Source organism: Streptomyces sp. NPDC058812, assembly GCF_042744565.1.
In the GTDB taxonomy this organism is placed as follows: Bacteria; Actinomycetota; Actinomycetes; order Streptomycetales; family Streptomycetaceae; genus Streptomyces; species Streptomyces thinghirensis.
Genome location: NZ_JBHYOB010000002.1, coordinates 328,415 through 353,505 on the forward strand (window position 1 = coordinate 328,415; position 25,091 = coordinate 353,505).

The following is a 25,091-nucleotide window of genomic DNA, read 5'->3' on the forward strand; positions in this document are numbered from 1 at the left end:
AGGGAATGGCCGGACTCGATGACCGGGCCCGCTCGGGCAGACCGCCCGTCTACGGGCCCGGGGTTCGGCTGCGGATCGTGGCGACGGCCACCAGCGCCGCGCCCCACCCCTACGACGGCTGGTCGCACCGGCTGATCGCCGATCACCTGGCGGACACGGGTATCTCCGCCTCCCAGGTCGGACGGATTCTTGCCGCGCTCCAGGTCAAGCCGCACCGGGTCCGCGGCTGGCTGACCCGGCCCACCGACCCGCACTTCTTCACCAGGGTGGCCGAGGTGTGCGCCCTCTACCGCAATGGCCCGCCGCGTTCGGTGGTGCTCTCGGTGGACGAGAAGACCGCGATGGCCGCCCGCTCCCGCAAGCATCCCGACCGGCCGCCCGCCCTGCGGCGGGCGCGCCTACGGGAGTTCGAGTACGTCCGTCACGGCACGGTCTCGGTCACGGCCGCGCTGGATGTGCACACCGGGCAGGTCGCATACCTCCAAGGACACCCGGGCCTGGCCGGCGAAACACCCACGGATCGTGGCGCACTACACGCCCAAGCACGCCTCCTGGCTGAACCAGGTGGAGATCTTCTTCTCCCTCCTGGCCCGCGCTGTCCTGCGTCACGGTGACTTCTCATCCCGTGTCGACCTGCTTGGGAAGGTCACCGACTTCACCATCGTCCACAACGCAACTGCTCGCCCGTTCCGTTGGAACTACGAGGGCCGGCCCCGCCAGACTGGGGCCGAGAGCGCCACCGCTGCCTACAGGACAATCCCAGGTCAGGGCTCCGCAGGCACCCCGGTAACCGTAATCTCCCCGCCCTCGAACACCCCGTCAAAGCCTCGCCCGTGGAACCGGGGCGACACCTGGTGATAGCGCAGGTTCCCCGCCAGGATGTGCCCCAACCTGTCGCAGTAGTCGCGCATCTCTGCCGTCTTCGCCACAGTGTCGCGCAGGCTCAAGAACTCCGCCTCTGTCGCCTCGATCGTCTCAGCGAGTAGGTCGATGGCTCTCTGGGTCGGCAAGCCGTGCAGCGCCCGCAGAACGGTCACAGCCTGAACCGGGGCCTTCTTACCGTCGCGGTCGTTCCACTCCTTGCGGAACGAATACAGGTCGTTGACCAGACAGCAGTGACGCGCCGTCAGCCGGTCCAGCTCTGCCCGCGCCGACGACTCCCACTCGGCCGACGACAAGTCACGCCCCATCAGCGCGCGAATCGTCGCTATGAACAGCGGGATGCCGAAGTTCACTTGCCGGTACTCCAGATACTCCCCCAGCCCCATACGGGGTGACTTGATCGCAGCCTCTTCCTGGTACTGCGCCTGCGCCATGTACGCGATGCGCCGCAGGAAGTACCGGGCGAGCAGTTCAGGCAGCGTCTTGGCGATGCCGTGCGCCGCGAGCAGGTAGAACCGGGGCAACCCCTCGCCCCACCCGTCAGCCGGAACGGCGAACACGTCCGGAGCATGCGACTGCCGGAACAACAGCGTGACCGTACGTTCCCAGACGGCTTCCGCGCTGCCCGCGTCGCTCGTCTCGTACAACGCCTCTTGCTTGTTCTCGATGACTGTGTAGAGCGCGTTGAAGCGGCACCAGCGCGTCAGCAGCTCGGGGCCTGCGTCGGGGAAGCAGAGGGCCACCCATGTCGTGTAATTGTCGGCCCGTGCCGGGGTCGGAACACGCGGGTCGTCGCGGAACAGTTCGAACGCCCAGCGGTTCGCGTCGGCGTCCATCTCGGCAGAGTGATGGGGGTTGAGCATCCAAGGGATTGCGGTCCGGATGACGGGGATTGTGTATCTCGCGCCCATGGCGGCCTTTCTCGCCCGGCCCATCGCGGGGCCCTACTGTCCCGACTGCCCCCGGCACATTCTGCAGAAACGTCACACGCTCCCGGTCCACCGCATCGAGGTAGAGAAGGCCCTGTCCGGGGATCCGGGTGCGACCTACCGGGGCTGCCTGACCGGCCGCCGGGCCTGCCCACCGGAGGACTGCGGCAGCCCGTGGAACTACGCGAACTTCATCGAGGCATCTCCGCCCCCGGCATGGGGAGCACGACGAACTCCTGGAGTGGGCTGGCGACGCCTTCGACCCAAGCCAGTTCGACATCAAGGACATCGACAAACGCCTCACCGCCCGATAGCCATCAGCGGAACATCCGCAGCGCAGCACTAGGTAGCTGCACCGGCTGCACCGGCTGCACCGGCTGCACCGAGGCACCGCCTGCACCGCCTGCACCGAGGCACCGCCTGCACCGCCTGCACCGAGGCACCGCCCGCGAACGGCAGGTCCTCGTCACGCGCCCGCGCTGACGGTCTCCGCCGGGATTGCGCGCTGCCCTCGTCGTGCCGTGCTCTGCCGTACGACGAGATGTGTCGCCAGTTCAATGCGCTGGACGGCCCCGCCGGGGTCGTCCGGGCGGAAGAGCATGCGGGCCGCCTCCTCGGCCATGTGCCGCAGCGGCTGGTGGACCGTGGTCAGCGGCGGGCTCGACCACTGGGCCAGCGGTACGTCGTCGTAGCCGACCACCGAGAGGTCCTCCGGCACCCTCAACCCCCTGAGCCGGGCCGCCTCCAGGACGCCCAGTGCCTGGAGGTCGCTGCCCGCGAAGACCGCCGTCGGCCGACGGGGACCGCCCAGCAGGTCCATGGCGTGCTCGAAGCCGCTCCGCACCTGGAAGTCGCCGAACCGGACGAGACGCGGGTCGACCGTCAGGCCCGCCATGGTCATGGCCGAGCGGTACCCGTCGAGACGGGCCAGTGAGCACAGCATGTCCTCGGGCCCGGTGATGATCGCGACGCGCTCGTGTCCGCGGTCGGTGAGATGGCGCGTCGCCGCGAGCCCTCCGGCCCAGTTGGCGGAGCCCACGGACGGTACGTCGGGATCGGGGTCGCCGGCCGGGTCGACGATGACGAAGGGGATGTCCCGCGATCTGAGCCGCTGTTTCACCTCCGCGGGAAGCGACGAGAAGACCAGCACGACACCCAGTGGCCTGCGTCGGAGCACACCCTCGATCCAGCCGGGAGCGGGTGCGTGCCGGGTGCCGCTCCTGGTGAGCACCACGGTCGCCCGGTTGGCCTTGGCGACGTTCTCCACGCCCCGGACGAGTTCCATCGCCCAGACGCTGTCCAACTCGTGGAAGACGAGTTCGACGAGCGGGGAGCGCGGTGGGCTCGAGGCCCGGCGGCGGTAGCCGTGGAGCTCCAGAAGCCGCTCGACCTTGACCCGGGTGGCGCTGGAGACGTCCGAACGACCGTTGAGGACTTTCGAAACTGTCGGAGGGGAGACCCCCGCTTCTTTCGCCACCTCGGCCAGGGTCACCCTTGTGCCCACCTCAACTTCATCGTGCATACAGGCAGAGTAGGTCATGCGATCGATAACGTTTTGAGTCGGCATCCGCACGGCCATTGACCGGAAATCCCGACTGACTTTACTGTCCGACAGCATGGACTTTCGGTGATGGTGCCGAAACTTTCGAAAGGCGAACGATGAAGACACGTGCGCGCTTGCCCAGACTGGTCGCCACTGGCGCGACGCTCGCCCTGGCGCTGAGCCTGTCGGCCTGCGGCGACGGGAACGGCGGGGCGTCGTCGGACGACGGCAAGATCCATGTCCTGGTCTACGGGGACGCCAGCAACAAGGTCGAGCAGCAGATCGTCGACACCTTCAACAAGACGTCCGACGTCAAGGTGGTCCTCGACACCATCCCCGGTGCCGACTATCAGCAGAAGCTCCAGACGATCATCAACACCCCCCAGGCTCCGGACGTCTTCTTCAACTGGGGCGGCGGCAGCATCAAGCCGTTCGTCAAGGCCGACCTGCTGCTGCCGCTCGACGACTTCATCAAGAAGGACCCGGACCTGAAGCAGAAGTTCCTGCCGTCCGTCTTCGACAGCGCCGTCGTCGACGGCAAGCCGTACGGCATCCCGATGCGCGGCACCCAACCGGTCCTGCTCTTCCACAACAAGAAGGTCCTCGAAGAGGCGGGCGTCGAGCCGCCGAAGACCTGGGACGAACTGCTCGACGCGGTGGACAAGCTCAAGGACGAGGGCGTCACGCCGATCGCGCTCGGCGGCGGCGACGTCTGGCCCACCCAGATGTGGTTCCAGTACCTCTACGACCGCATAGCCGGTCCGGAGCTGTTCGCGAAGGCCGTCGGGGGCGACAAGAGCGCCTGGGAGAGCGCGGACAGCAAGAAGGCCCTGGACATGATCAAGGAGCTCGTCGACACCGGTGCCTTCGGCAAGAACTACGACTCCGTCAAGTACACCAACGGCGGCTCGGTCCAGCTGGTGGCCTCCGGCAAGGCCGGCTTCGAGCTGATGGGCTCCTGGTACTACTCCCAACAGCTGACGGACCACCCGGACTTCGCCGAGAAGGACCTCGGGTACACCGCCTTCCCGTCCGTCGAGGGCGGCAAGGGCGACCCGGCCAACGTCGCCGGCAACACCAACAACTACTACTCGGTGATGAAGAAGACCAAGCACCCCGAGGCCGTCGCCGAGTTCCTGAAGCTCATGTACTCCGATGAGTTCGTCAAGGCGCAGCTGGACATCGGCAACCTGCCCACCACGACCAACACCGACAAGTTCATCGACAGCTCGGGCACCCCCGAGTACTCGCGCTTCCAGTACGACCTCGTCGCCGACGCACCGTCGTTCCAGCTGTCCTGGGACCAGGCGTACCCGCAGAAGGCGAGCTCGGACATGCACAAGGCCGTCCAGCAGTTCTTCAACGGACAGCTCGACACGGACGGCTTCATCAAGGCCATGCAGGCCCTCCCGACCGAGTGACGAACGGCTCATGACCACACAGATCACGAGCGCCCGGCCCGCCGCCGGACCCCGCAAGGAGTCCCGGCGGCGGCCGCCCGCCTCGTCCGCAACGAACGTGGGCCGCCCCGGCTTCGCCTGGGCGCTGCCCGCCGCAGTGTTCTTCGCCCTCTTCGCGATCGTCCCGCTGATCATGGTGGCGGTGCTGTCCTTCATGAGCTGGGACGGGATCAGTCCGCCCGAGTTCGTCGGCACGGACAACTGGTCGCGCCTCATCGACGACCCGGTCATGCTCAAGAGCATCTGGCTGACCCTGCTGCTGACCGCGCTCGGCGTGGTCCTCCAGACCCCGCTGAGCATCCTGCTCGGCGTCTGGGCCGCCGGTCACCAGCGCAACCGCGCCGTCCTGTCGGTCATCTACTTCATCCCGCTGCTGCTGTCCGCGACGGCCGTGTCCGTGCTGTGGCGGGCGCTGCTCGACCCGAACTTCGGCATCCCGGCCGACGCCGGCTGGCTGTTCGGCGACGGCAACCTGTTCGGTGAACAGGCCACCGCCATCGGGGTGCTGGCCTTCGTCAGCACCTGGCAGTTCACCCCGTTCCACACGCTGATCTACCAGGGCGCCGCCCGCGCGATCCCGCCGGTGCTGTACCAGGCCGCGGAGATCGACGGGGCGGGCCGCTACCGGCAGTTCTTCCACATCACCCTGCCGCAGCTGCGCACCTCCATGATCACCTCGATGATCCTGATGATCGTCGGCGGTCTGACCACGTTCGAGACGGTCCTCATCCTGACCCAGGGCGGCCCCGGCACCGACACCACCATCAGCGCCTACTACATGTACGACAAGGCGTTCAAGAGCTTCGACTACGGCACCGGTTCCGCGATCGCCCTGGCCCTGGTCGTCGCGGCCACGATCATTTCACTGATCGTCGTCCGGGTCTCCGGCTACGACAAGATGCGCGGCTCGGCGGAGGGTGTGTCATGAGGCGCCGACCGAACTACGTGGCCGGTACCGGCTCGCTCGTCTGGCTGGTCCTGGTCGGCCTGCCGCTGTACGTGATGCTCGCCGCGACCCTGCGCACCCGTCAGGACTACGCCGAGAACGGCCCGGTCTCGATCCCGGACAGCTTCACGCTGGACAACTACACCGGCGCCTTCGACTCGGGCTTCGGCCAGTACTTCTTCAACACGCTGGTCGTCACCGCCTGTGTGATCGGCATCGTGCTGCTGCTCGTCCCGCCGCTCGCCTACGCCATCGTCCGAAGCCGCGGCAGGGCCACGTCGGCGATCTTCCGGCTGTTCCTGCTCGGCCTCGCCATCCCGGCCCAGGCCGTGATCGTGCCGATGTTCTACCTGATCAGTGAGGCCGGGCTGTACGACAACCTGCTCGGCGTCATCCTGCCCACGGCCGCCTTCTGCCTGCCGATGTCCGCCCTGATCCTCAGCGGCGCGATGCGTGACATCTCTCCGGAGCTGTACGAGGCCATGGCGATGGACGGCGCGAGCCCGCGGCGCATGTTCTTCCAGCTCGTCGTGCCGCTGTCCCGCGGTGGACTGTCCACGATCGTGGTGTTCTCGGCGCTCCAGGCCTGGAACGGCTTCCTGTTCCCGCTCGTCCTGACCCAGTCCGAGTCCACCAAGGTGGTCACCCTGGGTCTGTACAACTTCCAGACCGCGCACGGCATCGACATCCCCGGTCTGCTGGGAGCCGTGGTGCTGTCCATGGTGCCCATCCTGCTCGTCTACCTGTTCGCCCGTCGCGCCCTGGTCCAGGGCCTGATGGGCGTCGGAGGAAAGTGATCGCCGACGTGGCCGTTGAGACCACCCCCGAAGTCCCCCTCTGGAACGACCCCGCCCACTCCGTCACCACCAGGGTGTCCGCGCTGATCGACGCGATGACCCTGGAGGAGAAGATCGCCCAGCTGTACGGCGTCTGGGTCGGCGCGTCCGACGAGGGCGGTGACGTGGCCCCCCATCAGCACGACATGGAGGAGGCCGTCGACCTCGACGCACTGCTGCCCACCGGACTGGGGCAGCTGACCCGGTCGTTCGGCACCCTTCCCGTCGACCCGGCACTCGGTGCGCTCTCCCTGTCGCGCACCCAGACCCGCATCGCCTCGCAGAGCCGCTTCGGCATTCCCGCCGTCGCGCACGAGGAGTGCCTGGCCGGCTTCGCCGCCTGGGGCGCGACCGCCTACCCCGTCCCGCTGTCCTGGGGCGCCACCTTCGACCCGGACCTGATCCACCGCATGGCCACCGCCATCGGCCGCGACATGCGGTCCGTCGGCGTCCACCAGGGCCTCGCGCCCGTCCTGGACGTGGTGCGCGACGCCCGTTGGGGCCGGGTCGAGGAGACCATCGGCGAGGACCCGTACCTCGTGGGCACCATCGGCACCGCCTACGTGCGCGGACTGGAGGGCGCGGGGGTCGTCGCCACCCTCAAGCACTTCGTCGGCTATTCGGCCTCCCGCGCCGGACGCAACCTCGCCCCCTCCTCCGTGGGCCCGCGGGAACGCGCCGACGTCCTGCTGCCGCCCTTCGAGATGGCGATCCGCGAGGGCGGCGCACGGTCGGTGATGCACGCCTACACGGACATCGACGGTGTGCCCGCCGCGGCCGACGAGGACCTGCTGACCGGGCTGCTGCGCGACACGTGGGGCTTCGAGGGCACCGTCGTGGCCGACTACTTCGGCATCGCCTTCCTCAAGACGCTGCACGGTGTCGCCGCCGACTGGGCCGGCGCCGCCGGCACCGCGCTGAGGGCGGGCGTCGACGTCGAACTGCCCACCGTCAAGACGTTCGGCGCGCCCCTGGCGGAGGCCGTCGCCGCCGGCCGCGTGCCGGAGAAGGTGATCGACCGCGCCCTGCGCCGGGTACTCACCCAGAAGGCGATGCTCGGGCTGCTCGACCCGGACTGGGACCCGGTGCCGCCCGCGCTCGACGGCGCCGACCTGGACGACCCGGACGCCCTGCGCGGCAGGATCGACCTGGACGGGCCCGCCAACCGCGAGCTGGCCCGCACGGTCGCCGAGGAAGCGGTCGTGCTGCTGAGCAACGACGGCACCCTGCCGCTGGACCGGCCGCGCCGCATCGCCCTGGTCGGACCCAACGCCGACGAGGCCACCGCCGTACTGGGCTGCTACTCCTTTCCCCAGCACATCGGCGTGCACCATCCCGAGACCCCGGTCGGCATCGAACTGCCCACTCTGCGCGACACCCTGGCCGCCGAGTTCCCCGAGACCGAGTTCACGGTCGTACGCGGCACGGGCGTCGACGACGGCGACGCCTTCGGGATCCCCGAGGCCGTCCGGGCGGCCCGGGACGCCGATGTCGTCGTGGCCGTCCTGGGCGACCGCGCCGGCCTTTTCGGCCGTGGCACCAGCGGGGAGGGCTGCGACGCCGAGTCGCTGGCCCTGCCCGGCGTCCAGCAGCAACTCCTCGACGCGCTGATCGACACCCGCAGACCGGTCGTGACGGTGCTGCTCGCGGGTCGCCCCTACGCGCTCGGCCGGGCCGTGGAGGAGTCCGCCGCCATCGTGCAGTCGTTCTTCCCCGGCGAGGAGGGCACCGCCGCCATCGCCGGGGTGCTCAGCGGACGGACCAGTCCCTCCGGCAGGCTTCCGGTCAGCGTGCCGCGCGGAGCGGGTGCGCAGCCGACCACCTATCTCGGAGCGCGGCTCGCCCACGCCAGCGAGGTGTCCAACATCGACCCGACGCCCGCCTTCGGGTTCGGGCACGGCCTCACGTACACCACGTTCGCCTGGAGCGACCTCGTGACGTACACCGGGGAAGCGGCCACCGACGGCGAGTTCTCGTTGGCGCTCACCGTCCGCAACACCGGCGAACGGCACGGCACCGAGGTCGTCCAGCTCTACCTGCACGACCCGGTCGCCTCCGTGGTCCAGCCGGTTCAGCGCCTCATCGGCTACACACGGGTGCGGTTGGCCCCCGGCGAGGCCCGCAGGGTGCGCGTCACGGTCCCGGCCGACCTCGCCTCCTTCACCGGCCGCGACGGCCGCCGTCTCGTCGAGCCGGGCGACCTGGAACTGCGGTTCGCGGCGTCCAGCACCGAGCCGCTCCTGACGGCGACGGTCACCCTCACCGGCCCGGTACGCCATGTCGACCACACGCGGCGCCTGCACGCCGAATTCGGTCAGGGAAACACTGCGGACGCCTGATCCGCCCGCAATACCACGAGCGGTGCGCCCGGTGACAGTGCCGGGAGCACCGCTCGCTGCTTTACGGTTGGCATTCGCCTTGTTCTTCGCAGGAATGGAGGGCGGGAAAGGCGGGTGTTCCGTTCGTTAATAGCGAGAAGCGGGGCGCTGAATAGTAGGTCTCGGGAACTCGGCCGACACATTCGGAACCTCACGTTCCGCCCAAACAATCGTGATGTGACGCCGATCACATGGGTAAATACTTGATCAAGTGGATCTGATGGTTCATATACTGGCGGCGCGCCCGGTGCCGCGGATTGACCACCGCTTCATCGCCCACCCTCCAGGTGTGGCCGTCGCGGGCCCCGCGCAGTTCACGAGGTCTCAGTCAAGGGGGAAGTTCATGCTGCTGGGCAAGGTGGACCAGAACGTCGTGGCCGCTCCGGCCCTCTCTGCCGCCGCCGTCGGCAGGGCTGTCGCCGTCATCGGCGCCACGACGTCGGGCAGTTGACCGACGGGATCGTCGATCCGTTCTCGCTGTCCGGAACTCGGATTACCTCTGAATCGGTCGCGACCAGCCTCTTCCCTCAACTGTTTTGGTACATCGGAATCCGGCGCCCCACCGTCGGACGACCATGAGGTTGATAGGTGAATCGTAGTACTTCCTTAAGAGACCCCCACCTCAAACTAGGAAACGATCACTTGAGAATCCTGCAACTCGTCTCCCAGGGCTGCACCATGTCACAGGTCGCCCGCAGAATGGAGATGAGCGACCGCACGCTGCGTCGCAAAATACGGTCGATATGCGACCGCATGGACGTGGAAACACCGATAGAAGCAGTGGTGTGGGCCGTGCGCCGAAGAATCATCTGAGCAAGGACGGCGGAAAGGGCGGAGAAGGCGGCGACGGGTGACGGTTCGCGGAGGAGACCGTCCCCCCTCGCGGCCCGCCGCACCGCCGCCGGTCGTCCTGTACGGCGACCGGCGCGCCCTCGCCGGCGATGGCCGATGCCGGTCACTTCGTTGTCCGGCGGCGTCGCCCCACGATACAAAGCGTCTGTGGCAGGCGAAAAGATCAAATACCCGCAGGGCCGGCCTTCCGCGTCGGCTGTCGACAGTCCCGTGGGTGCATCGGTCGAACAGCTTCTGGGGCAACTCCGGTTGGGTTCGCTGAGTGCCTCGGAGGTCTATTCCTATCCCGGTCGGAACGAGAACTGGTCCGGCATCACGGACACCGGCGATTCGGTATTCGTGAAACGGCTCAAAGGGAGTCCCGAGGAATCCCTGAAGCGTTACCGGAGGATCGTGGCGTTCGAGCGCCTCGCGAAGGGCGGCGTCCGGCCCTTCCCCCGCCCCGAATTCCTCGGGGGAGACGAGGAGCGGCGGCTGCTGGTCTTCCGGATGCTGGACGACATCAGGTCCGGCAGCGAACTCGCCGCGGAGAGGGAGTTCACCGAGTCCATGTCGGCGCAGGCCGGCCGGACGCTGGCCGCCCTGCACCGACTCCCCTTCCGGGACGAGGACTTCCCCGGGCCGGACCCCCATCCGTTCCCGCCGGTCGACGACCTGCGGTCGCTGCCGCTGGAGATGTACGTCCACGCCACCGGCGCCTTCGTCCAGGCATGGGGACTGTTGCAGCGCGACTCCGCGCTGCTCGAGGGACTGGAGCGGCTGCGGGCGACCGAGGCCGAGGTCGCCCGCGTTCCCGTCCACGGTGACCTGCGGCTGGATCAGTTCCTGCTCACGGACACCGCGTTCTACGTCAACGACTGGGAGGAGTTCCGGCTCGGCGACCCGGCACGCGACGTCGGGGCGTACGTCGGGGAATGGCTGCACCGCGCGGTGCTGAGGATCCCCGCGCAGGAGACGGACGACGCGTTCTCGGCCGTCCTCACCCATGAGGAGGTCGTGGCGCGCGGCAGCGAGGAGCTGACCCGTGTGCTGCCGCTGGTCTCCGCGTTCCACCGCGGCTACCGCGAGGGCGGCGGCCCCGACGACGACGGGCTCGTGGTGCGTGCCACGTCCTACGCCGGATGGCATCTGATCGACCGGCTGATCGCCTCGACCAGGGAGAGCGGCCGACTGTCGGCCATCGTCCGGGCGGCGGCGGGCATCGGCAGGACCGCGCTACTCGACCCGCGGAGCTTCGTCTCCACGGTCGGACTCGGGGAGGCCGCATGACCACGCGCACCGAAGAGACCGTGCTCGCGGCCGGGCTGCGCCTCGCGCTGGCGGACGTGCGGATCGCGCCGGACGGCAGAACGGCCTGGGTGCGGGACGACGAGGTGACCGCCGAATCCGCGTCGGCGATGCGCTTCGCGCTCGCCCGCACCCTCTACGAAGTGCTGCACACCGGGCGCGGGGTCAGGGACCGCGAAGCGCCCGGAACGCTGCGCGCGCCGGACTACGAGGCCCGGCTGGCGAAGGCCACTCCGCACCCGGAGACGGTCGCCGCGGGGCTCCTCACCGAGCGTCGGTCGGCCGCCGGCCGGCGGGTCGTGGAGATCGACGGACTGCGCGTGGGCGTCCCGGACTCGGTGACGCTCCGGGAGACCGGGCGTACGGCGGGCGATGCCGGGCGCCCGGTGGTGCTGCTGAACCTCCCGGCGGCCCGCCCGCTCGTCTCGCCCGGCTTCTTCCTCGTGGACAGCGGCACGGGCCGCACCGGCGGCGGCGATCTGCTGCGGCTCTATCTGCGGGTCGCGGACGCCGACGCGGCGCCCGAGCTGTGGCACGGCGTACTGAGCGCCCTGGAGAGCCGCTCCGTGACGTATCGCGCGAAGATCATCTCCAATCCGTCGAGCCTGCCGCGCAACGACGGCATGGTCGTCTATCTGGGCTCCGGCTCCTGGGACGCCGTCGACGCGGTGACCGAGAGTGCCCTGGCCACCGGCCTGCCGGATGGGCCCGCGCCCGCGTTCGCCCACGTGGTCGCGCCCGGCGTGACGGCCGCGTGGGAGCCGAAGGACGACCGTACGGGCATGCGCGGACTGAGCTTCGGCGAACACCGGGCGCATGTCGTCGCGCGGGCCTTCGTGGCCGCGGCGCAGCAGCACCGCGAGCGTCCGACGGCCAACGAGCTGGCGGCGGCGTGCGTCGCGGCGAACGTCGACCCCGCCGACCCCGCCCGGAACCTCGACTCGGCCGTCTGGCCCTGGAACACGGCCCCCCGGTCCACGCCGGCCGGCGGCCCGGCCCCCCGCGTCCCGGCCACCGGCGACGCGTCACCGGCCGCGCAGGGTGCCGCGACCTGAACCGTCGGCCGTGCGAACGACGGTGGCCCGACCCGACCGCACACTGCAGGAAGGCCCTCACATGGCCAGAGAACCAAGCCCGGACGGCACCGACGAACTGCGGGTCTTCACACAGCTTCTGAAGGGCCGCAAGGCCACCGTTGCCGCCGCGGTGGTGCTGAGTCTCCTGTCCGCCGCCGCCACCCTCGTCCTCCCGCTCCAGGTCCGCGACCTGGTCATGGCTCTCGCGGAGGACGAACGCCCCGTCGGCCCGCTGCTCATGATGGCGGGCCTCGCGGTGGGCGCGGGGCTGGCGTCGGCGCTCTCCTCCTACCTGCTCGCCCGTGCCGGTGAGGGCCTGGTCTCCGAGGCCCGGTTCCGCATCGTCTCGCACATCCTGACCCTGCCGCTGCGCAGGGTGCGGCGCGAAGGGGCCGGCAATCTGGTCGCCCGCGCCAACTCCGACAGCACGCAGCTGCGTTCCGTGGTGGACGTCGGCGTGGCGCAGATACCGTCCTCACTCTTCCTGGCCGTGGGCACCCTGATCGCCATGGGCGTGCTGGACTGGGTCCTGCTGCTCGTCGTGCTCGCGACCTTCACGTTCGCCGGTGCCGGCATCTTCCTGTGCGTACGGTCGATCCGCAGCGGTGTGGAACGCCAGCAGAACGCCATCGGGACGATGTCGCAGCAGATGACGGCGGCCGTGCTGTCCCTGCCCACCGTCAAGGCGTTCCTCGCCGAACGCCAGGTGGCGTCCACGCTGGGCCACAGTGTCGAGGACGCGCGCAGGGCCGCCGTATCGGTCGCGCGGGTGACCGCCCTGGTCGGACCCACCATGCAGTTCGGCCAGCAGCTCTCGATCATCGCGGTGATGGTCACCAGCGGTGCCCGGCTCGCCTCCGGGGACCTGGGTATCGGCGAGTTCGCCGCCTTCATCGTCTATCTGCTGCAACTCGTCGCGCCGTTGACCATGCTGGTCTCGGGTGTGGCACGGATGCAGAGCGGCCTGGCCGCGCGCGGACGGCTCAACAGCGTGCTCACCGTCGCCCCCGAGAACTCCGGGGCCACCTCGCCGGTCGAGCCGTCACCGACGGCGCCCGCGGTGGAGTTCGACGCGGTCACCTACACGGACGGCGGGCGCACCATCATCCACGAGGCGGCCTTCGCGGCCCCGGCGCGGGGGCTCACCGCCATCGTCGGGCCGTCCGGGGCGGGCAAGACGACGCTGCTCGCACTCACCGAGCGCTTCCTCCTGCCGGAGTCGGGCCGTATCTCCGTCTGCGGGCGCCCGGTCGAGCAGTGGCCCCTGCACCAGCTGCGCGGCGAGATCAGTTACGTCGACCAGAGCTTCACCCTGGTGGAGGGCACGGTGCGGCAGAACCTCCAGCTCGGGCGGGACGACGGGAGGGGCGCCCTCCCGGACGCGGAGCTGTGGCGGGCGCTGGAGGCGCTGGCGCTGCGCGGCGCCGTGGAGGCGCTGCCGGACGGCCTGGACACCGAGCTGGGCCGGGACGAGGACCTGTCGGGAGGCCAGCGGCAGCGGCTCGCGGCCGCCCGCGTCCTGCTGCGGGACACGCGCATCGTCATCTTCGACGAACCGACCTCGCAGCTCGACAGCGAGAACGAGGAGAGGCTGCGGGCTTTGATGCGCACGCTCGCGGCCGAGCGCGCCGTGATCGTGGTCGCGCACCGCATCTCCACGGTCCAGGACGCCGATCTGATCGTGGTCGTGGACGAGGGGCGCATCGTCGACCGGGGTACGCACGAGGAGTTGCTGACGCGCTCCACCCTCTACCAGGAACTCGTGCACGGACAGTCGCTGCGCGGCCCGGCGCGGCGCGCGGCCGGTACCGGCCCGGCCGATCCCGCCGCCACCCCGTCCGGCGGGCCGGTCGCGTCCGCGCCGGTGGCCGGGGCGGTGGCCCGGTGACCGGCAAGGCGAACGCCGTCGAACCGGTCGGTGCGCGCCGCCTGCTGGTGATCGGGACGGGCTCGGTGACCGCCGCCCATCTCCCGTTCTGGGCGGGCTGGTTGAAGGCCGGCCACCCCGGGACCGAGGTCCGGTACGTACTGACCGGGGCGGCCACCAGGTTCGTCACCCGGGAGGCGCTGACCGCCATCGGCGGCTGCGACGTACTGACCGACCGGTGGCCCGACGAGCCGGAGCCCAGGGCCCGGCACGTCGACCTCGCCCAGTGGCCCGACGCGGTCGTGGTGCTGCCGGCGACGCTGAACTACCTGGCCAGAATGGCCGCCGGACTGGGTGACTCGCCCTCCGTCCTCGCACTCCAGTGCACGCGGGCCGCGATCGCGCTGGCACCCGCGCTGCCACCCGGTGGCGCGGAGAGCGTGGCGTACGCGGAACACACCGCCAGACTCCGCGCCCGCCGGAACGTGGTCGTCGTACCACCGCATCCCGGCCGCAGCACGACCAGCGGGAAGCGCGAGGCGTGGGCGCCCGCGTCCTTCCCCGAAGTGCTGGCCGCGGCCGACGGCCTGCGGGCGGAACTGGAGGCAGCCGACCTCGCCGGCCAGCCCGGGCCCGACCAGGAACACGCACCCGCCTGACACCTCACGGAGGCAACCATGACCACGGAAACACCCCGGCAGACCCGGCAGCGGCCGAACTCGGAGGACAGCAGCGCCTACGGGGAGTCGCTCGCGGACATCTACGACTCGCTCTACCCCGCTTCGGGACCCGCCGTCGACTCCATGGTCGCCTTCCTCCAGGAGCTGCGCCCCGCTCCCGCCTCGCTGCTCGAACTGGGCGTCGGCACCGGCCGGCTGGCGATCCCGCTGGCCGCACACGGCTACCGGGTGCACGGCGTGGACGCGTCCCCCGCGATGCTGGCGAAACTCCACGAGAACGACCCGACGGGCGAAGTCACCACCGCGGTGGGGGACTTCGCCGCGCTGGCCGTCGAGGAGCGGTACGACCTCGTCCTCACCGCGCTCAACACCTTCTTCATGCTGCCCACCCAGGAGCAGCAGATCAACTGCCTGCGCGGCATCCACGACGCGCTCGCGGACGGCGGGGCCGCGGTCTTCGAGACGTACAACCCGCAGGTCTACCACCGGCTCACCGAGGCGACGACCAGGGTCGGACACCTGGCGCCGGACGCGCTGCTGCTCGACACGATCCAGGTGAACCAGTCGCTCCAGTCCGTACTGGTCGTCCACACGGTCATGGGCTCCGGCCGACTGCGGAAGGTGCCCGAGGTCAGCCGGTACGCCTGGCCCGCCGAGTTCGACGTGATGGCCCGGCTCGCGGGACTGCGCGTGACCGGCCGCTGGGCCGACTGGGACCGCAGTCCCGTCACGGACCAGGCGGAGAAGCACGTCTATGTGGTGGAGCGCCAAACCGTCTGAACAACTTGACGGGCTGTTGTGTTAACGCAATACTCCACTCAGTTAACACATTGCATCGGGAGGTGTGTGACATGGCCGTGCCGGCGCTGGAGGTCGATGGCGTACGGAAGAGTTACGGCAGACGCCGGGCCGTGGACGACATGACCTTCGACATCCGCGCGGGGGAGCTGTTCGGCTTCGTGGGAAGCAACGGGGCCGGCAAGACCACCACGATGCGGATCGTCCTCGGAGTCCTCACGCCCGACGCGGGCGAGGTCCGGTGGCTCGGCCGTCCGGTCGGCTTCGCCGACCGCAGGCAGTTCGGTTACATGCCCGAGGAGCGCGGACTCTATCCGCGTATGAGAGTCGCCGAACAACTGCGTTACCTGGGTGAGTTGCACGGCCTGTCGCCGGCCGCCGCGCGGGCGGCCGCGGGCCGCTGGATCGAGCGGCTGGAGCTGTCCTCGTACGCCTCGGAGGAGGTCCAGAACCTCAGCCTCGGCAACCAGCAGCGAGTCCAGCTGGCCGCGGCGCTGGTCCACGGACCGAAGGCGCTGGTGCTCGACGAACCGTTCTCCGGCCTCGATCCGGTGGCGGTGGACGTCATGCGCGACGTGCTCGCGGAGCGGGCAGCCGACGGGGTGCCCGTCATGTTCTCCAGCCATCAGCTGTCGCTCGTCGAGCGCGTCTGCGACCGGGTGGGCATCGTCGGCGGCGGGCGGCTCATCGCCTGCGGGACGGTCCGGGAGCTGAGCGAGAACGCCGACCGCCGCCTGCTGGTCGACGCCCCGCGGGCGGGCGAGAACTGGACCGAGGGGCTGGCGGGCGTGGAGGTCGTCAGCCGCGAGGGCACCCGTACGTGGCTCCGCCTGGCGAAGGGCGCGGACGACCAGCGGGTGCTGCACGCCGCGCTGGCCACCGGGCCGGTCTCCGCCTTCGTGTCCGAGCACCCGCCGCTGACCGAGCTGTACCGCGACCTGGTCACCAGAACGGACGAGCCCGAGGAGGACGCCGGGGAGACGGCCGGCGCCGGCGCGACGGCGGCCGTCGGACGGACGGCGGACAACCGGGCCGCGGGCGGTGAGCGATGAGCACGGTGGCACGAGCGCCGGGCGGGGCCAACGGCCAGGACGCACCGGACGGAGAACGGGCCGGCTCTCCGGACCTGGACACCGCGGGATCGCGGCCCGGCCCCGGCGCGCTGTCCGCCCGCCGAGCGGTCGGCCTGGTCGCCCGGCGGGAGATCAGCAGCAGGATGCGGACGAAGTCCTTCGTCCTGAGCACCCTGGGGCTGTTGCTCGGACTCGGCGCCTACGCCCTGATCATCATCGCCTCCAAGGACGGACCGGCCAGGATCGGCGTCGAGCGGGAGGCCTCGGCACTGCGCCCGGCGCTCACCGCGGTGGCCCAGAAGACGGGCGACTTCGAGTTCGTCACCGTCGACGGCGACCGCATCGACCGGATCCTGCGCGACGGGGAACTCTCGGCCGTGCTCGGCAGCGCCGACGGGCAGCTCACGCTGTCCGTGGAGCACGAGGCGGACGAGGAGCTGCTCGCCGTGGTGCGGGCCGCGGCCGCTGAGGAGCGCACCTCCAGGGAGCTGGCACGCGCGGGCGTGGATCCCGCCGAGTTCAGGGAGCGCGTGGCGTCGTCCACCGTGCGGGTGGCCGCGCTGGAGCCCTCGGAGAACAGCGCCGCCGAGCAGTTCGCGCTGATCCTCGCCTCCACCGGCCTGCTGTACTTCTTCTTCGTCTTCTACGGGATCATGCTGGCGCAGGGCGTGGTGGAGGAGAAGACCAGCCGCGTCGTGGAGTTGCTCCTGTCCACCATCCGCCCCTGGCAACTCCTCGCCGGGAAACTGATCGGCGTGGCCGTGGTCGGCCTGACCCAGCTCGTGCTGCTCGGCGGCGCGGCGGTGGCGCTCGCCCAGGGCACCGGCGCCGTCACCCTGCCGACCGCCGTGGGCGGGACGCTGGTGACGCTGGGCGTCTGGTTCCTCCTCGGCTTCTTCCTCTTCGCCGCCATGCTGGCCGCGGCGGCCGCGCGGGTCTCCCGGCAGGAGGACCTCCAGGGAGTGGTCCAACCGGTGATGCTGCTCATCACCACGCCGTTCGTGCTGGGCATAGCCCTGCTGAGCAAAGACGCGCACGACCCGCTGATCGAGTGGCTGTCGCTGCTGCCGCCGCTCAGCCCGATCCTGATGCCGGCCCGCATGCTGCTCGGCATCGCTCCCGTCTGGCAGATCGCCCTCTCCCTGGTGCTGGCGGTCGCCGCCGTGGCCGGGATGACCCGGGTCGCCGGACGGATGTACGCCAACAGCGTGCTGCGCAGCGGCTCCAGGGTTCCGCTCGCCGAGGCGCTGCGGCTGCGCTAGGAGCCCGTACCTTCCGTCAATCGTCCCCCTTCACCCGTCCCCCTTCACCCGTCCCCCAATCCCGTCCGGAACACCACCACCTGGCCCGCCGGGCCGCCCGACAAACGAGGAGTCCCTCATGAGCACCGCCCTCTGGATCGCCATCGGCATCGCCCTTCTGGTCGCCGTCATCGCGGGGATCAGGAAGAGCCGGGGCTGACCCGCCCGATCCGCTCACGACGCAGCGGGGGCTGTGCCACCGAGTCGAAGTACTCGGCGGCACAGCCCCCGCTGCGTCGTCAGAAGACGAGTTCGCCGGTGGCGCCCAGGCGCAGCGGTGCCACCGCCGCCTCGTCGGCGACGACCACTCCCGTGAAACGCGCGGGCCGGAAGAACCGGCGAGCCGCCTCGACGACCGCGTCGTACGGCACGCCCGCCAGCAGCGGCCCCCAGTTGTGCAGCCAGTCGGAACCGACCCCGACGTGCAGCAGGTTCGCCAGGCCGGACGCCAGCGCGCCCGGGGACGACATCGCGGTCGCCGTGGAGCCGGCCGCGTAACTACGGGCGGCGTCGACCTCCCGTATCGACGGCGGCTCGGCCGCCATGCGCTCCAGCTCCGCCTTGATCACCGCGAGGGCCGGCACCGTGTGCTCCGCGGCGGTGTCGGCCTCGACCATCAGCGTCGAGGCGCCCGGTACGGACTCCACGCCCGAGCCGAGCTGGTAGGCGTACCCCTTCTCCTCCCGAAGGCGCGTGACCAGCCGGGAGGCGAAGGACCCACCGAAGACCAACTGCGCCAGATGCAGCGCCGGGTAATCCGGGTCCGTGCGGGGTAGCGCGGGGGCGGCCAGCCGGATCAAGCTCTGCACGGCGCCCGGACGCTCCACCCCGCGCAGCGGCCCGCCGGGAAACCACGACGGCGCCTCGGGCGCCCCGGCCGTCGGCCCGGCCTCCCACGGCCCGAACGTGTCCGTGACCGCGGCGACGGCTTCCTCCGGCCTCAAGTCTCCGACCAGCACGAGCACCGCGCCCCGGGCGCCCAGGTGCCGCGCGTGCGACGCGGCCAGGTCGTCCGGTGTGCAGGCGGCGGCCTGTTCGGGTGCCGGCTGCCGGCGGGCGGCGGCCTCCTCGCCGTACCGCCTCCGCAGCAGCGCGTGCTGCGCGAGGGCCGCCGGCTGGTGGGTGGCCAGCCGTACTCGGCGTGCCAGCGCCTCGCGTTCGGGGAGGACGACGTCCCGGGTCAACCTCGGTTCGCGGACGGTCTCGGCCAGCAGGGCGAGTACGGCGGGCAGGGCGTCGGCCATGGCGTGCCCCGAGACGGTGAGCTTGTGGGCGTCCGCGGCGGCGTCCAGGGAGGCGCCGTGCGCGGCGAGTGCCGCGTCGTAGCCGTCCGCGTCCCGGTGCGCGGTGCCTCGCAGCAGGACGGCGGCCAGCAGTTGGCACCGCGTCACCTCCCCGGGTTCCGTCGCGGCGTACGGGACGGTGAGCCTGACCTCGACGAGGGGAACGACGGGCGCCGAACAGACCACCACCCGCAGCCCGTTGCCGAGGACGATGTCGGCGTCGGGCAGCGGCAGCCGCCCGTCCGCGGCGTGACGTCGGGGACTGTGCACCGCGCCCCCGGTCATGCCGCCGCCTTCTCCCGCACGACACGCGCGGTGCCGTGCGGCGGGGCCTCCGCGGGCACGAAGCGCACCACCGCCCGGTGCGAGGAGGCGAGTCGGGCGGCCGCGCGGCTCACCTGTTCCCCGGTCACCCCGGTGCGTACCAGCTCCGGCAGCGCTCGCGTCAACTCGGCCTCGCCGAACAGCGCCTCGCGCAGACCGAGCAGCTGGGCCCGGGTGCCCGGGTCACCGAGCTCGCGCAGCGCCCCTGCGGCCCAGCGGGCGGTCGTGGCACGAAGCAGGCCGGCCTCCACCTCGTCCCTGGCCAGCGCCTCCAGCGTGGCGTCCAGCGAGGCCAGGACGTCCTCCGCGCCGTGCTCGCTCTCGTGCACCGCGAACAGGGTCAGCAGATCGGGCCCCGCCGTGTCCAGCGGCAGCCCGAACAGACCGCAGCCCACCGAGAGGCTCGACACCTCCGCCGCGGCGGCCGGCCCGCGACGCAGCATGGCCTGCCTGCCCTGCCCGAGCAGTGCGGCCAGGACCAGGTGGGCGAGATAATCGGCGCGCTCGGTCACCGGGTCCGGCATCCGGTAGCCCACCGCCACGGCGGGCGGACCGGCGTGCGGGTCGGCGACCGTCAGCCGCCGCTCCCGATCAGGCAACGGCTCGTGCGTGTCGGGCGCGGCCACCGACGGACGGGTCGGCAGCGCCTCGAAGTGCCCGCGTACCAGACGCTCCGCCGTCGCCGGGTCGAACGCGCCGGTCAGGGTCAGCACGGCGTTTCCGGGACCGTAGTGGTCGGCGAAGAACCGCTCGCACAGCGGGACGTCGAAGGCCGCCAGGTCGACGGTCTCGCCGTACCCGTCCCTGGTGTTCTCCGCCCGGGAGTGCAGGACGCGAGGCAGCGCCCAGGGGAATGCGCCGTACGGACGATTGCGGACCATGAGGCGTATCTCCTCGTCGATCACCGCGGTCTGCGTGCGCAGGGTTCGCTCGGAAATACAGGGTGAGCGCATTCGGTCCGCTTCGAGCGCGAGCAGCATTTCCAGTGCGGAGGCCGGGGCGGCGGCGTAGTAGACGGTCACGTCCTGGCGGGTTCTGGCGTCACCGGAACCGCCGGCGCGCTGTACCCGGGACAGGTACCCCTCGGGTGCGGCACCGCGGCCGCCCTGGAACACCAGGTGCTCGAAGAGGTGCGCGAGGCCCGTACGCCCCTCGGGTTCGGTCCGGAAACCGACGCCGTAGTGCACCGCGACGCCGACCGAGGCACCCACGGTATTCGGGGCCAGCAGTACCCGCAGACCATTGTCCAATACCAGGCGGCGCAGCTGAGTTCGGATCATCCGGGCGAGCATAGGCCGGGACAAGTGCCCACTCAACGCAAGACGTTGACCGATTGCGGCCACTGTCCGCATGCGGCCAACTCCATTGCCATCGCGGCACCGGCCGGGAAATGGTTCAGCCACGGCCGGAGAACGCGATTGCGGAAACCGCCGATTCGGCCGCCATTCGATTCCGCTATCACTCGACGGGAGTCATCATGAACACCCAGTCCCTCATCAGCGGCTACTCCACCTACGCCGCCGCCGACGAGATCGTTCCGGCGGTCGAGGCCCCGGGCGCCACCATCACCATCACCACCTCGTCGCAGGCGTGCATCTCCGCCGCGTCCGCCGTCTCGGCGGTGTCGGTCGACAACACCTTCGACCACTCCTGCTGAACCGCGTGACCCGCTGAGAACAGGGCGGGTGCCCACCGCCGCAATCGGTGGGCACCCGCCCTGTCGCACGATAGCGGGTCGCCGGTTCCGGGCGGTCGGATCACTCGTCCGGACCGGCCTCGGCGTCCTCGACGCCGGTGTCGGACAACCCCAGGATGATGGAGGGCAGCGCCGATGAGGTCAGCATCAGCGTGGTCAGCAGCCCGGGCATCCGCTCGATCATCCCGGGCTCGTTCTGGAAGACGACCATGAGCAGGACGACGGCCATGCCGGCGGCGACCGCGCACTGGTATCCGATGAAGGAGACCCGGTCGCGCAGTCCGCGTTCGCGTTCGTCCAGTCCCGCCACCGGCCGCTCGGCCACGCCGCGGGTCATCGAACGCAGCACGCCCCACAGCAGCAGCCAGAGAACGAAGCCCACGAGCCACCACGAGTCGGAGAACGCGTTGCCGTCCGAGACGAGTGACAGCACCACCATGGCGGTGCTCAGCGCGCACAGTGAGAGTGCCACGGGGCGCATGGGGCTGCGGACCGGGCCCGTCGTCACGTCAGAACCTTCCCGGCTCACGAGCGTTCCTCCTTCTTGTACAGCTGGGCGGAGAGCGGGACGAAGGGCTGACGACTGAAGATCGCTTCGACCGGAAGTTCGAACACGTCGCTGAAGCGGAACGCCAGATCGAGACTCGGGAAGTAGTCGCCCCGCTCGATGGCGCCGATGGTCTGCGGATGCACTTCCACCAGTTCTGCCAGCGCGACCCTGCTGAGACCGCGCTCCGCGCGCAGCACTCTCAGCTGGTTGTAGATCGGCATTCCCTCGCGATGACTCACTGGGCTCATGCGAGGAATGTAGTAGTAACACAACAGGTCGTCAAGAAACCGCTACAGAAGGGTGTGCTTACCTGTGACCGCCGTGCTCCCGAGCATGCTCGTGCCGAACATGCCCGACACCCCGGACGCCCTGCGGCCCTACGCCGAACTGGTGCGGGACACCGGCGCGCGCCGGTTGTGGACGGGCCAGTCGCTCAAGGTCGAGACCCACCAGGCGTTCGCCCATCTCGCAGGCGCCGGGATACGCGTCCCCGTCGGTACCGGCGTGACCCTGATGCCGCTGCGCCATCCGTACGAGGCCGCCCTCCAGGCCCGCTCCCTGGCCCTGATGACCGGCCGGACGGTGGTGGCCGGATACGGGGTCGGCGCACCGGCGTTCGTACGCAGCCTCAACGGACGCCCCTATGCCAGCCCGCGCACGATGGCCGCGGACTACCTGCGCACGGTCCGCTCCCTGCTCGACGGGGAGATCGTCGACCACGCGGGTGACTACCACGCGCTGCGCGGGCGGCTGATCCCCATGGACCACCCCGGGGTGGAGGTCGGCGTGGGCGTGCTGCGCCCCAACATGGCCCGCACCGCGGGCGGCGTCGCGGATGTCGCCATCACCTGGATGACCCCGCCCGGATACGTCGCCGACACCCTGCTGCCCGCCCTGGAGGAAGGGGCCAAGGACCGGGACGCCCGCTGCCGTGTGGCGACCGTCGTCCATGTCGCGGTGGAGCGCGGCGGACGGGACCCGTACGTCCTCGCGCACACGGCCGCCGCCGGGCACCTGGCCGCCGACCACTACACGGACATGCTGCGCCGGGCCGGTGTACAGGCCGATCCCTCCGACCCGAGGGCCGGTGCCGTCTCCCTGGTGGACAGCGGCACCTACGTGTTCGGCTCGGCCGACCACATCGCCGCCCGGCTCGACGAGTACCGGGACGCCGGGGTGGACGAGGTGGTCCTCAACTGCGGCGGGGTGCTCTTCACCGAGGGCCGGGACGCGGCGTTCCGGGACGTCGGGGAGATCATCGAGGCGGTCCGGCGGCGGCACGGTGGCTGAGCCGTCCGCCGCTTCGGAAGCCGAGCCCGTGACCGTGCGCGAGTACGGCACCCGCTATCTGCGGATCACCGTGCGCTACCACGGGGACGCGGGATTCAGCTGGCTGCGCACACCCGGGCCGGCCCACACCCGCCCGCAGCGCCTTCCCCCCGTGGCGGTCGGCGCGGCACTGCGGCGCGTCGACGACACCGCCGCCGGTGACGTGGCGGAAGACCTGCGCGGCGCCCGGCTCGCCCTGGGGGAGTGGGCCGACGGCCCGGCGCCGGACCGCGCCGCGCGGCCGGGCGTGCGGTACCGCGTGCCGGGCGCGGTCTCGGTGGCCCGGCTGCTGCCCTCCGGCGACGACACCGCCTTCCGGCTCTCGGTGAGCGCGCTCGCGGACGCGGGCAGGACACTGCGGCGACTGCACCGGGAGCCGTGGGAGTTCCCGGAGCGGCCGCCGCACCCCGGCATGCGACGGCTCCGTGCCTGGATCCTGGGGGAGCAGTCCGGCCCCGGGGCGACCCGGCTGCGCGCGCAGGCCCGCACCCGGCTCGGCCCCTCGCTGTGGGCGCGGCTGACGGACTGGTCCGAGGCCGCGAACGAACGGCCCGGCGGGGGAGGCGCGGTCCTGCTGCACGGTGCGCCCAGCACCGGCTGGCTGGTCCCCTCCCCGGCCGGCGGCCACGCCGCCCTGCTCACCGGAGAGGAGGTCACCGGGGGCGACCCGGCCCTCGATCTCGGCTGGATCCTCGGGGAACTGCACGAACTGCGTGCCGCCGCCGCACGGGGCCTCGGCGCCGCCGGACAGGGCCCGCCGGTCGACTACCCGGCCGCGGCCCATGCCCTGCTCGCCGGGTACACCGGCGGTGCCGGCACCGCCGGCGCGCCCGCTCTCCCGCCCGGCACCGCACGCGCGGCCACCCTCCGACTGGCCGTCCACATGCGGGACTTCGCCTCGTTCGTCGGCTGGCACGAGGACCTGAACCGCTACTGCGACCTGCTGGCGGAGACGCTCACCGAGGACGGCGCCCCCGCCGTTCAGTGGGGCGTCAGCCGTTCGTGACGACCGAAGTCATCCGTTCGTGACGACCGTCGTCGTCACCGTCACCGCGATGATCGCCGTCAGCGCGTCCTCCGCGGCCTTCACGACGTGGCGCACCGCCGTCGCGGACCACCGGCCCTGCGAGACCGACTCCATGGCCGCCTCGACCCGGCGCGCGTCGGCGTCGGGGAAGGCGAGACGGTGCAGCTTCGCTCCGTGCAGGAGGGCCACCAGGCTCGCCGTACGCTCGTCCGGCGCCGCGCCCGACAGGACGACCGCGCCAAGGCGCTGCCGCACCGCCGCCTCCACCGAGCCGTCGGCCTCCGGATAGCGGCGCACGGGGAAGAGGCCGAGCACCTTCTTCTTCTCCTCCCGGACCAGCCCCTTCTCGATCAGGCCCGTGTTCGCCCGGGCCACGGCGTCGGTCTTGAGCCGGTTGATCCAGTCCTTGGTGCTGCCGACCCGGTCCCTGCCGGCGACGGCTTCGAGCGCGGCGTCCAGGGCGGGCTCGCCCAGCGGCGTGGCGTCCACGACGGTGACCTTGTCGTCCGTCACGTCGAGCCGGCCGGCCAGCGCGAGTTCCACCAGCGAGGCCGCGGCGATCGCCGGGGCCACCTTCGCCGACTCCTTGGCGGTGCCGGACTCGTCGTCCAGCGAGATGAGCAGAAGCTGCTCACCCAGAGTGGTGGGGGTTTCCGTGGGGGCTTCCATGTGTCCGTTCCTCCGGTGTCCGGGTGGGGCCGGGCGTCGGCGACGAAGATCCTCGCCTACGTTCTCTGGGACGCCCCTACCCGTACTTCCGTTCCCGCACCACCGGTCTTCGCCGACGGGACGCGGCCGTGTCGGCGTGGTCGTGCCGTATCGGATCGGTGAGGATGAGGGGGCCGTCGGCCGACCCGAGGACGCAGTCATGTGCTGGAGCGCTGAGGCCGACCTCGTCGCGGGTGTCGGGGTCGCCGCCGTCGGCGGACGGGCGGGAAGTCAGGCCTGCGGAGGCCATGTAAGACCGACCCTCA

At 70.9% G+C, this 25,091-nt stretch carries 26 protein-coding genes; 18 read left to right on the plus strand and 8 right to left on the minus strand.

Going from position 1 to position 25,091, the window contains the following annotated elements:
* Window positions 1–5 precede the first annotated feature (5 nt).
* On the plus strand, window positions 6–614 hold the full coding sequence (locus tag ACFW48_RS05525; protein ID WP_386310706.1) for a helix-turn-helix domain-containing protein: 609 nt from the start codon (window positions 6–8) through the stop codon (window positions 612–614).
* Window positions 523–858, plus strand: coding sequence for a hypothetical protein (locus ACFW48_RS05530; RefSeq protein ID WP_386310708.1), 336 nt, complete (start codon window positions 523–525; stop codon window positions 856–858). Before ACFW48_RS05525 ends, ACFW48_RS05530 begins: the two co-directional genes overlap by 92 nt.
* Here ACFW48_RS05530 and ACFW48_RS05535 read toward each other — a convergent pair.
* Entirely contained in the window at window positions 765–1,718 is a 954-nt protein-coding gene (locus ACFW48_RS05535) for a terpene synthase family protein (RefSeq protein ID WP_386310709.1), read from the minus strand. The two genes, ACFW48_RS05530 and ACFW48_RS05535, sit on opposite strands and share 94 nt — an antisense overlap.
* A gap of 73 nt (window positions 1,719–1,791) precedes the next feature.
* Between ACFW48_RS05535 and ACFW48_RS05540 the strand changes: the two genes are divergently transcribed.
* Window positions 1,792–2,157 carry a hypothetical protein gene (locus tag ACFW48_RS05540; RefSeq protein WP_386311117.1) on the plus strand — a complete coding sequence of 122 codons (366 nt, stop codon included), beginning with the start codon at window positions 1,792–1,794 and terminating at the stop codon, window positions 2,155–2,157.
* A gap of 120 nt (window positions 2,158–2,277) precedes the next feature.
* On the opposite strand, the gene ACFW48_RS05545 is transcribed toward ACFW48_RS05540, so the two are convergent.
* Window positions 2,278–3,333: a LacI family DNA-binding transcriptional regulator gene (locus tag ACFW48_RS05545; protein WP_386310711.1), complete on the minus strand. Its 1,056-nt coding sequence runs from the start codon at window positions 3,331–3,333 to the stop codon at window positions 2,278–2,280.
* A 137-nt stretch (window positions 3,334–3,470) separates the two neighbouring features.
* Between ACFW48_RS05545 and ACFW48_RS05550 the strand changes: the two genes are divergently transcribed.
* The 12 genes from ACFW48_RS05550 (at window position 3,471) to ACFW48_RS05605 (ending at window position 17,869) form a co-directional block, all read left to right on the plus strand.
* On the plus strand, window positions 3,471–4,775 hold the full coding sequence (locus ACFW48_RS05550) for an ABC transporter substrate-binding protein (RefSeq protein WP_386310712.1): 1,305 nt from the start codon (window positions 3,471–3,473) through the stop codon (window positions 4,773–4,775).
* Between the two features lie 10 nt (window positions 4,776–4,785).
* A complete protein-coding gene (locus tag ACFW48_RS05555) occupies window positions 4,786–5,742 on the plus strand; it encodes a carbohydrate ABC transporter permease (protein ID WP_386310714.1) in 957 nt (318 codons plus the stop codon).
* Complete coding sequence (locus tag ACFW48_RS05560) at window positions 5,739–6,557, plus strand: carbohydrate ABC transporter permease (protein WP_386310716.1); 819 nt, start codon at window positions 5,739–5,741, stop codon at window positions 6,555–6,557. The genes ACFW48_RS05555 and ACFW48_RS05560 overlap by 4 nt, the downstream gene beginning before the upstream one ends.
* The gene (locus ACFW48_RS05565; RefSeq protein WP_386310718.1) at window positions 6,554–8,935 is read left to right on the plus strand and encodes a glycoside hydrolase family 3 N-terminal domain-containing protein; all 2,382 of its coding nucleotides are present in this window, start codon (window positions 6,554–6,556) and stop codon (window positions 8,933–8,935) included. The genes ACFW48_RS05560 and ACFW48_RS05565 overlap by 4 nt, the downstream gene beginning before the upstream one ends.
* A gap of 627 nt (window positions 8,936–9,562) precedes the next feature.
* Window positions 9,563–9,787 (plus strand): LuxR C-terminal-related transcriptional regulator, encoded by a 225-nt coding sequence (locus ACFW48_RS05570; RefSeq protein ID WP_386310720.1) that lies wholly within the window; start codon window positions 9,563–9,565, stop codon window positions 9,785–9,787.
* A gap of 135 nt (window positions 9,788–9,922) precedes the next feature.
* Window positions 9,923–11,095, plus strand: coding sequence for a class V lanthionine synthetase subunit LxmK (gene lxmK / locus ACFW48_RS05575; RefSeq protein WP_386310722.1), 1,173 nt, complete (start codon window positions 9,923–9,925; stop codon window positions 11,093–11,095).
* Window positions 11,092–12,168 carry a T3SS effector HopA1 family protein gene (locus ACFW48_RS05580; protein WP_386310724.1) on the plus strand — a complete coding sequence of 359 codons (1,077 nt, stop codon included), beginning with the start codon at window positions 11,092–11,094 and terminating at the stop codon, window positions 12,166–12,168. The genes lxmK and ACFW48_RS05580 overlap by 4 nt, the downstream gene beginning before the upstream one ends.
* Window positions 12,169–12,229: 61 nt before the next feature.
* The gene (locus ACFW48_RS05585) at window positions 12,230–14,077 is read left to right on the plus strand and encodes an ABC transporter ATP-binding protein (RefSeq protein WP_386310726.1); all 1,848 of its coding nucleotides are present in this window, start codon (window positions 12,230–12,232) and stop codon (window positions 14,075–14,077) included.
* On the plus strand, window positions 14,074–14,715 hold the full coding sequence (locus tag ACFW48_RS05590) for a flavoprotein (RefSeq protein ID WP_386310728.1): 642 nt from the start codon (window positions 14,074–14,076) through the stop codon (window positions 14,713–14,715). Before ACFW48_RS05585 ends, ACFW48_RS05590 begins: the two co-directional genes overlap by 4 nt.
* 18 nt (window positions 14,716–14,733) lie before the next feature.
* On the plus strand, window positions 14,734–15,516 hold the full coding sequence (locus ACFW48_RS05595; protein ID WP_386310730.1) for a class I SAM-dependent methyltransferase: 783 nt from the start codon (window positions 14,734–14,736) through the stop codon (window positions 15,514–15,516).
* A 71-nt stretch (window positions 15,517–15,587) separates the two neighbouring features.
* The gene (locus ACFW48_RS05600; protein WP_386310731.1) at window positions 15,588–16,586 is read left to right on the plus strand and encodes an ABC transporter ATP-binding protein; all 999 of its coding nucleotides are present in this window, start codon (window positions 15,588–15,590) and stop codon (window positions 16,584–16,586) included.
* Window positions 16,583–17,869: an ABC transporter permease gene (locus tag ACFW48_RS05605; RefSeq protein WP_386310733.1), complete on the plus strand. Its 1,287-nt coding sequence runs from the start codon at window positions 16,583–16,585 to the stop codon at window positions 17,867–17,869. The genes ACFW48_RS05600 and ACFW48_RS05605 overlap by 4 nt, the downstream gene beginning before the upstream one ends.
* A gap of 278 nt (window positions 17,870–18,147) precedes the next feature.
* Here the strand turns inward: ACFW48_RS05605 and ACFW48_RS05610 are convergent, their stop codons facing one another.
* Both ACFW48_RS05610 and ACFW48_RS05615 read right to left on the minus strand, forming a co-directional pair.
* Window positions 18,148–19,476, minus strand: coding sequence for a M16 family metallopeptidase (locus tag ACFW48_RS05610; protein ID WP_386310734.1), 1,329 nt, complete (start codon window positions 19,474–19,476; stop codon window positions 18,148–18,150).
* Window positions 19,473–20,795, minus strand: coding sequence for a M16 family metallopeptidase (locus ACFW48_RS05615; RefSeq protein WP_386310736.1), 1,323 nt, complete (start codon window positions 20,793–20,795; stop codon window positions 19,473–19,475). The genes ACFW48_RS05610 and ACFW48_RS05615 overlap by 4 nt, the downstream gene beginning before the upstream one ends.
* Window positions 20,796–20,992: 197 nt before the next feature.
* Here ACFW48_RS05615 and ACFW48_RS05620 point away from each other — a divergent pair, with 197 nt between their 5' ends.
* The gene (locus tag ACFW48_RS05620) at window positions 20,993–21,172 is read left to right on the plus strand and encodes a hypothetical protein (protein WP_375925592.1); all 180 of its coding nucleotides are present in this window, start codon (window positions 20,993–20,995) and stop codon (window positions 21,170–21,172) included.
* A 100-nt stretch (window positions 21,173–21,272) separates the two neighbouring features.
* On the opposite strand, the gene ACFW48_RS05625 is transcribed toward ACFW48_RS05620, so the two are convergent.
* Window positions 21,273–21,683, minus strand: a complete 411-nt coding sequence (locus ACFW48_RS05625; RefSeq protein ID WP_386310737.1) for a hypothetical protein — start codon at window positions 21,681–21,683, stop codon at window positions 21,273–21,275.
* Between the two features lie 53 nt (window positions 21,684–21,736).
* Window positions 21,737–22,009, minus strand: a complete 273-nt coding sequence (locus ACFW48_RS05630; RefSeq protein ID WP_386310739.1) for a helix-turn-helix transcriptional regulator — start codon at window positions 22,007–22,009, stop codon at window positions 21,737–21,739.
* A gap of 64 nt (window positions 22,010–22,073) precedes the next feature.
* Here ACFW48_RS05630 and ACFW48_RS05635 point away from each other — a divergent pair, with 64 nt between their 5' ends.
* A complete protein-coding gene (locus tag ACFW48_RS05635; RefSeq protein WP_307852039.1) occupies window positions 22,074–23,051 on the plus strand; it encodes an LLM class flavin-dependent oxidoreductase in 978 nt (325 codons plus the stop codon).
* Window positions 23,052–23,079: 28 nt separating this feature from the next.
* Window positions 23,080–24,096 carry a hypothetical protein gene (locus ACFW48_RS05640; RefSeq protein WP_386310741.1) on the plus strand — a complete coding sequence of 339 codons (1,017 nt, stop codon included), beginning with the start codon at window positions 23,080–23,082 and terminating at the stop codon, window positions 24,094–24,096.
* Between the two features lie 9 nt (window positions 24,097–24,105).
* Here ACFW48_RS05640 and ACFW48_RS05645 read toward each other — a convergent pair whose 3' ends face one another.
* Both ACFW48_RS05645 and ACFW48_RS05650 read right to left on the minus strand, forming a co-directional pair.
* A complete protein-coding gene (locus ACFW48_RS05645) occupies window positions 24,106–24,786 on the minus strand; it encodes a GPP34 family phosphoprotein (protein ID WP_386310743.1) in 681 nt (226 codons plus the stop codon).
* 76 nt (window positions 24,787–24,862) lie between these two features.
* Entirely contained in the window at window positions 24,863–25,075 is a 213-nt protein-coding gene (locus ACFW48_RS05650) for a hypothetical protein (RefSeq protein WP_386310745.1), read from the minus strand.
* Between the last annotated feature and the right edge of the window lie 16 nt (window positions 25,076–25,091).

Coding starts and splice junctions, on each gene's coding strand:
- ACFW48_RS05525 (WP_386310706.1), top strand. CDS start 6: ATGGCCGGACTCGATGACCGGGCCCGCTCGGGCAGACCGCCCGTCTAC.
- ACFW48_RS05600 (WP_386310731.1), top strand. CDS start 15,588: ATGGCCGTGCCGGCGCTGGAGGTCGATGGCGTACGGAAGAGTTACGGC.
- ACFW48_RS05580 (WP_386310724.1), top strand. CDS start 11,092: ATGACCACGCGCACCGAAGAGACCGTGCTCGCGGCCGGGCTGCGCCTC.
- ACFW48_RS05585 (WP_386310726.1), top strand. CDS start 12,230: ATGGCCAGAGAACCAAGCCCGGACGGCACCGACGAACTGCGGGTCTTC.
- ACFW48_RS05650 (WP_386310745.1), bottom strand. CDS start 25,075: ATGGCCTCCGCAGGCCTGACTTCCCGCCCGTCCGCCGACGGCGGCGAC.
- ACFW48_RS05550 (WP_386310712.1), top strand. CDS start 3,471: ATGAAGACACGTGCGCGCTTGCCCAGACTGGTCGCCACTGGCGCGACG.
- ACFW48_RS05540 (WP_386311117.1), top strand. CDS start 1,792: ATGGCGGCCTTTCTCGCCCGGCCCATCGCGGGGCCCTACTGTCCCGAC.
- ACFW48_RS05535 (WP_386310709.1), bottom strand. CDS start 1,718: ATGGACGCCGACGCGAACCGCTGGGCGTTCGAACTGTTCCGCGACGAC.
- ACFW48_RS05555 (WP_386310714.1), top strand. CDS start 4,786: ATGACCACACAGATCACGAGCGCCCGGCCCGCCGCCGGACCCCGCAAG.
- ACFW48_RS05560 (WP_386310716.1), top strand. CDS start 5,739: ATGAGGCGCCGACCGAACTACGTGGCCGGTACCGGCTCGCTCGTCTGG.
- ACFW48_RS05620 (WP_375925592.1), top strand. CDS start 20,993: ATGAACACCCAGTCCCTCATCAGCGGCTACTCCACCTACGCCGCCGCC.
- ACFW48_RS05605 (WP_386310733.1), top strand. CDS start 16,583: ATGAGCACGGTGGCACGAGCGCCGGGCGGGGCCAACGGCCAGGACGCA.
- ACFW48_RS05595 (WP_386310730.1), top strand. CDS start 14,734: ATGACCACGGAAACACCCCGGCAGACCCGGCAGCGGCCGAACTCGGAG.
- ACFW48_RS05645 (WP_386310743.1), bottom strand. CDS start 24,786: ATGGAAGCCCCCACGGAAACCCCCACCACTCTGGGTGAGCAGCTTCTG.
- lxmK (WP_386310722.1), top strand. CDS start 9,923: ATGCCGGTCACTTCGTTGTCCGGCGGCGTCGCCCCACGATACAAAGCG.
- ACFW48_RS05615 (WP_386310736.1), bottom strand. CDS start 20,795: ATGATCCGAACTCAGCTGCGCCGCCTGGTATTGGACAATGGTCTGCGG.
- ACFW48_RS05610 (WP_386310734.1), bottom strand. CDS start 19,476: ATGACCGGGGGCGCGGTGCACAGTCCCCGACGTCACGCCGCGGACGGG.
- ACFW48_RS05630 (WP_386310739.1), bottom strand. CDS start 22,009: ATGAGCCCAGTGAGTCATCGCGAGGGAATGCCGATCTACAACCAGCTG.
- ACFW48_RS05545 (WP_386310711.1), bottom strand. CDS start 3,333: ATGCACGATGAAGTTGAGGTGGGCACAAGGGTGACCCTGGCCGAGGTG.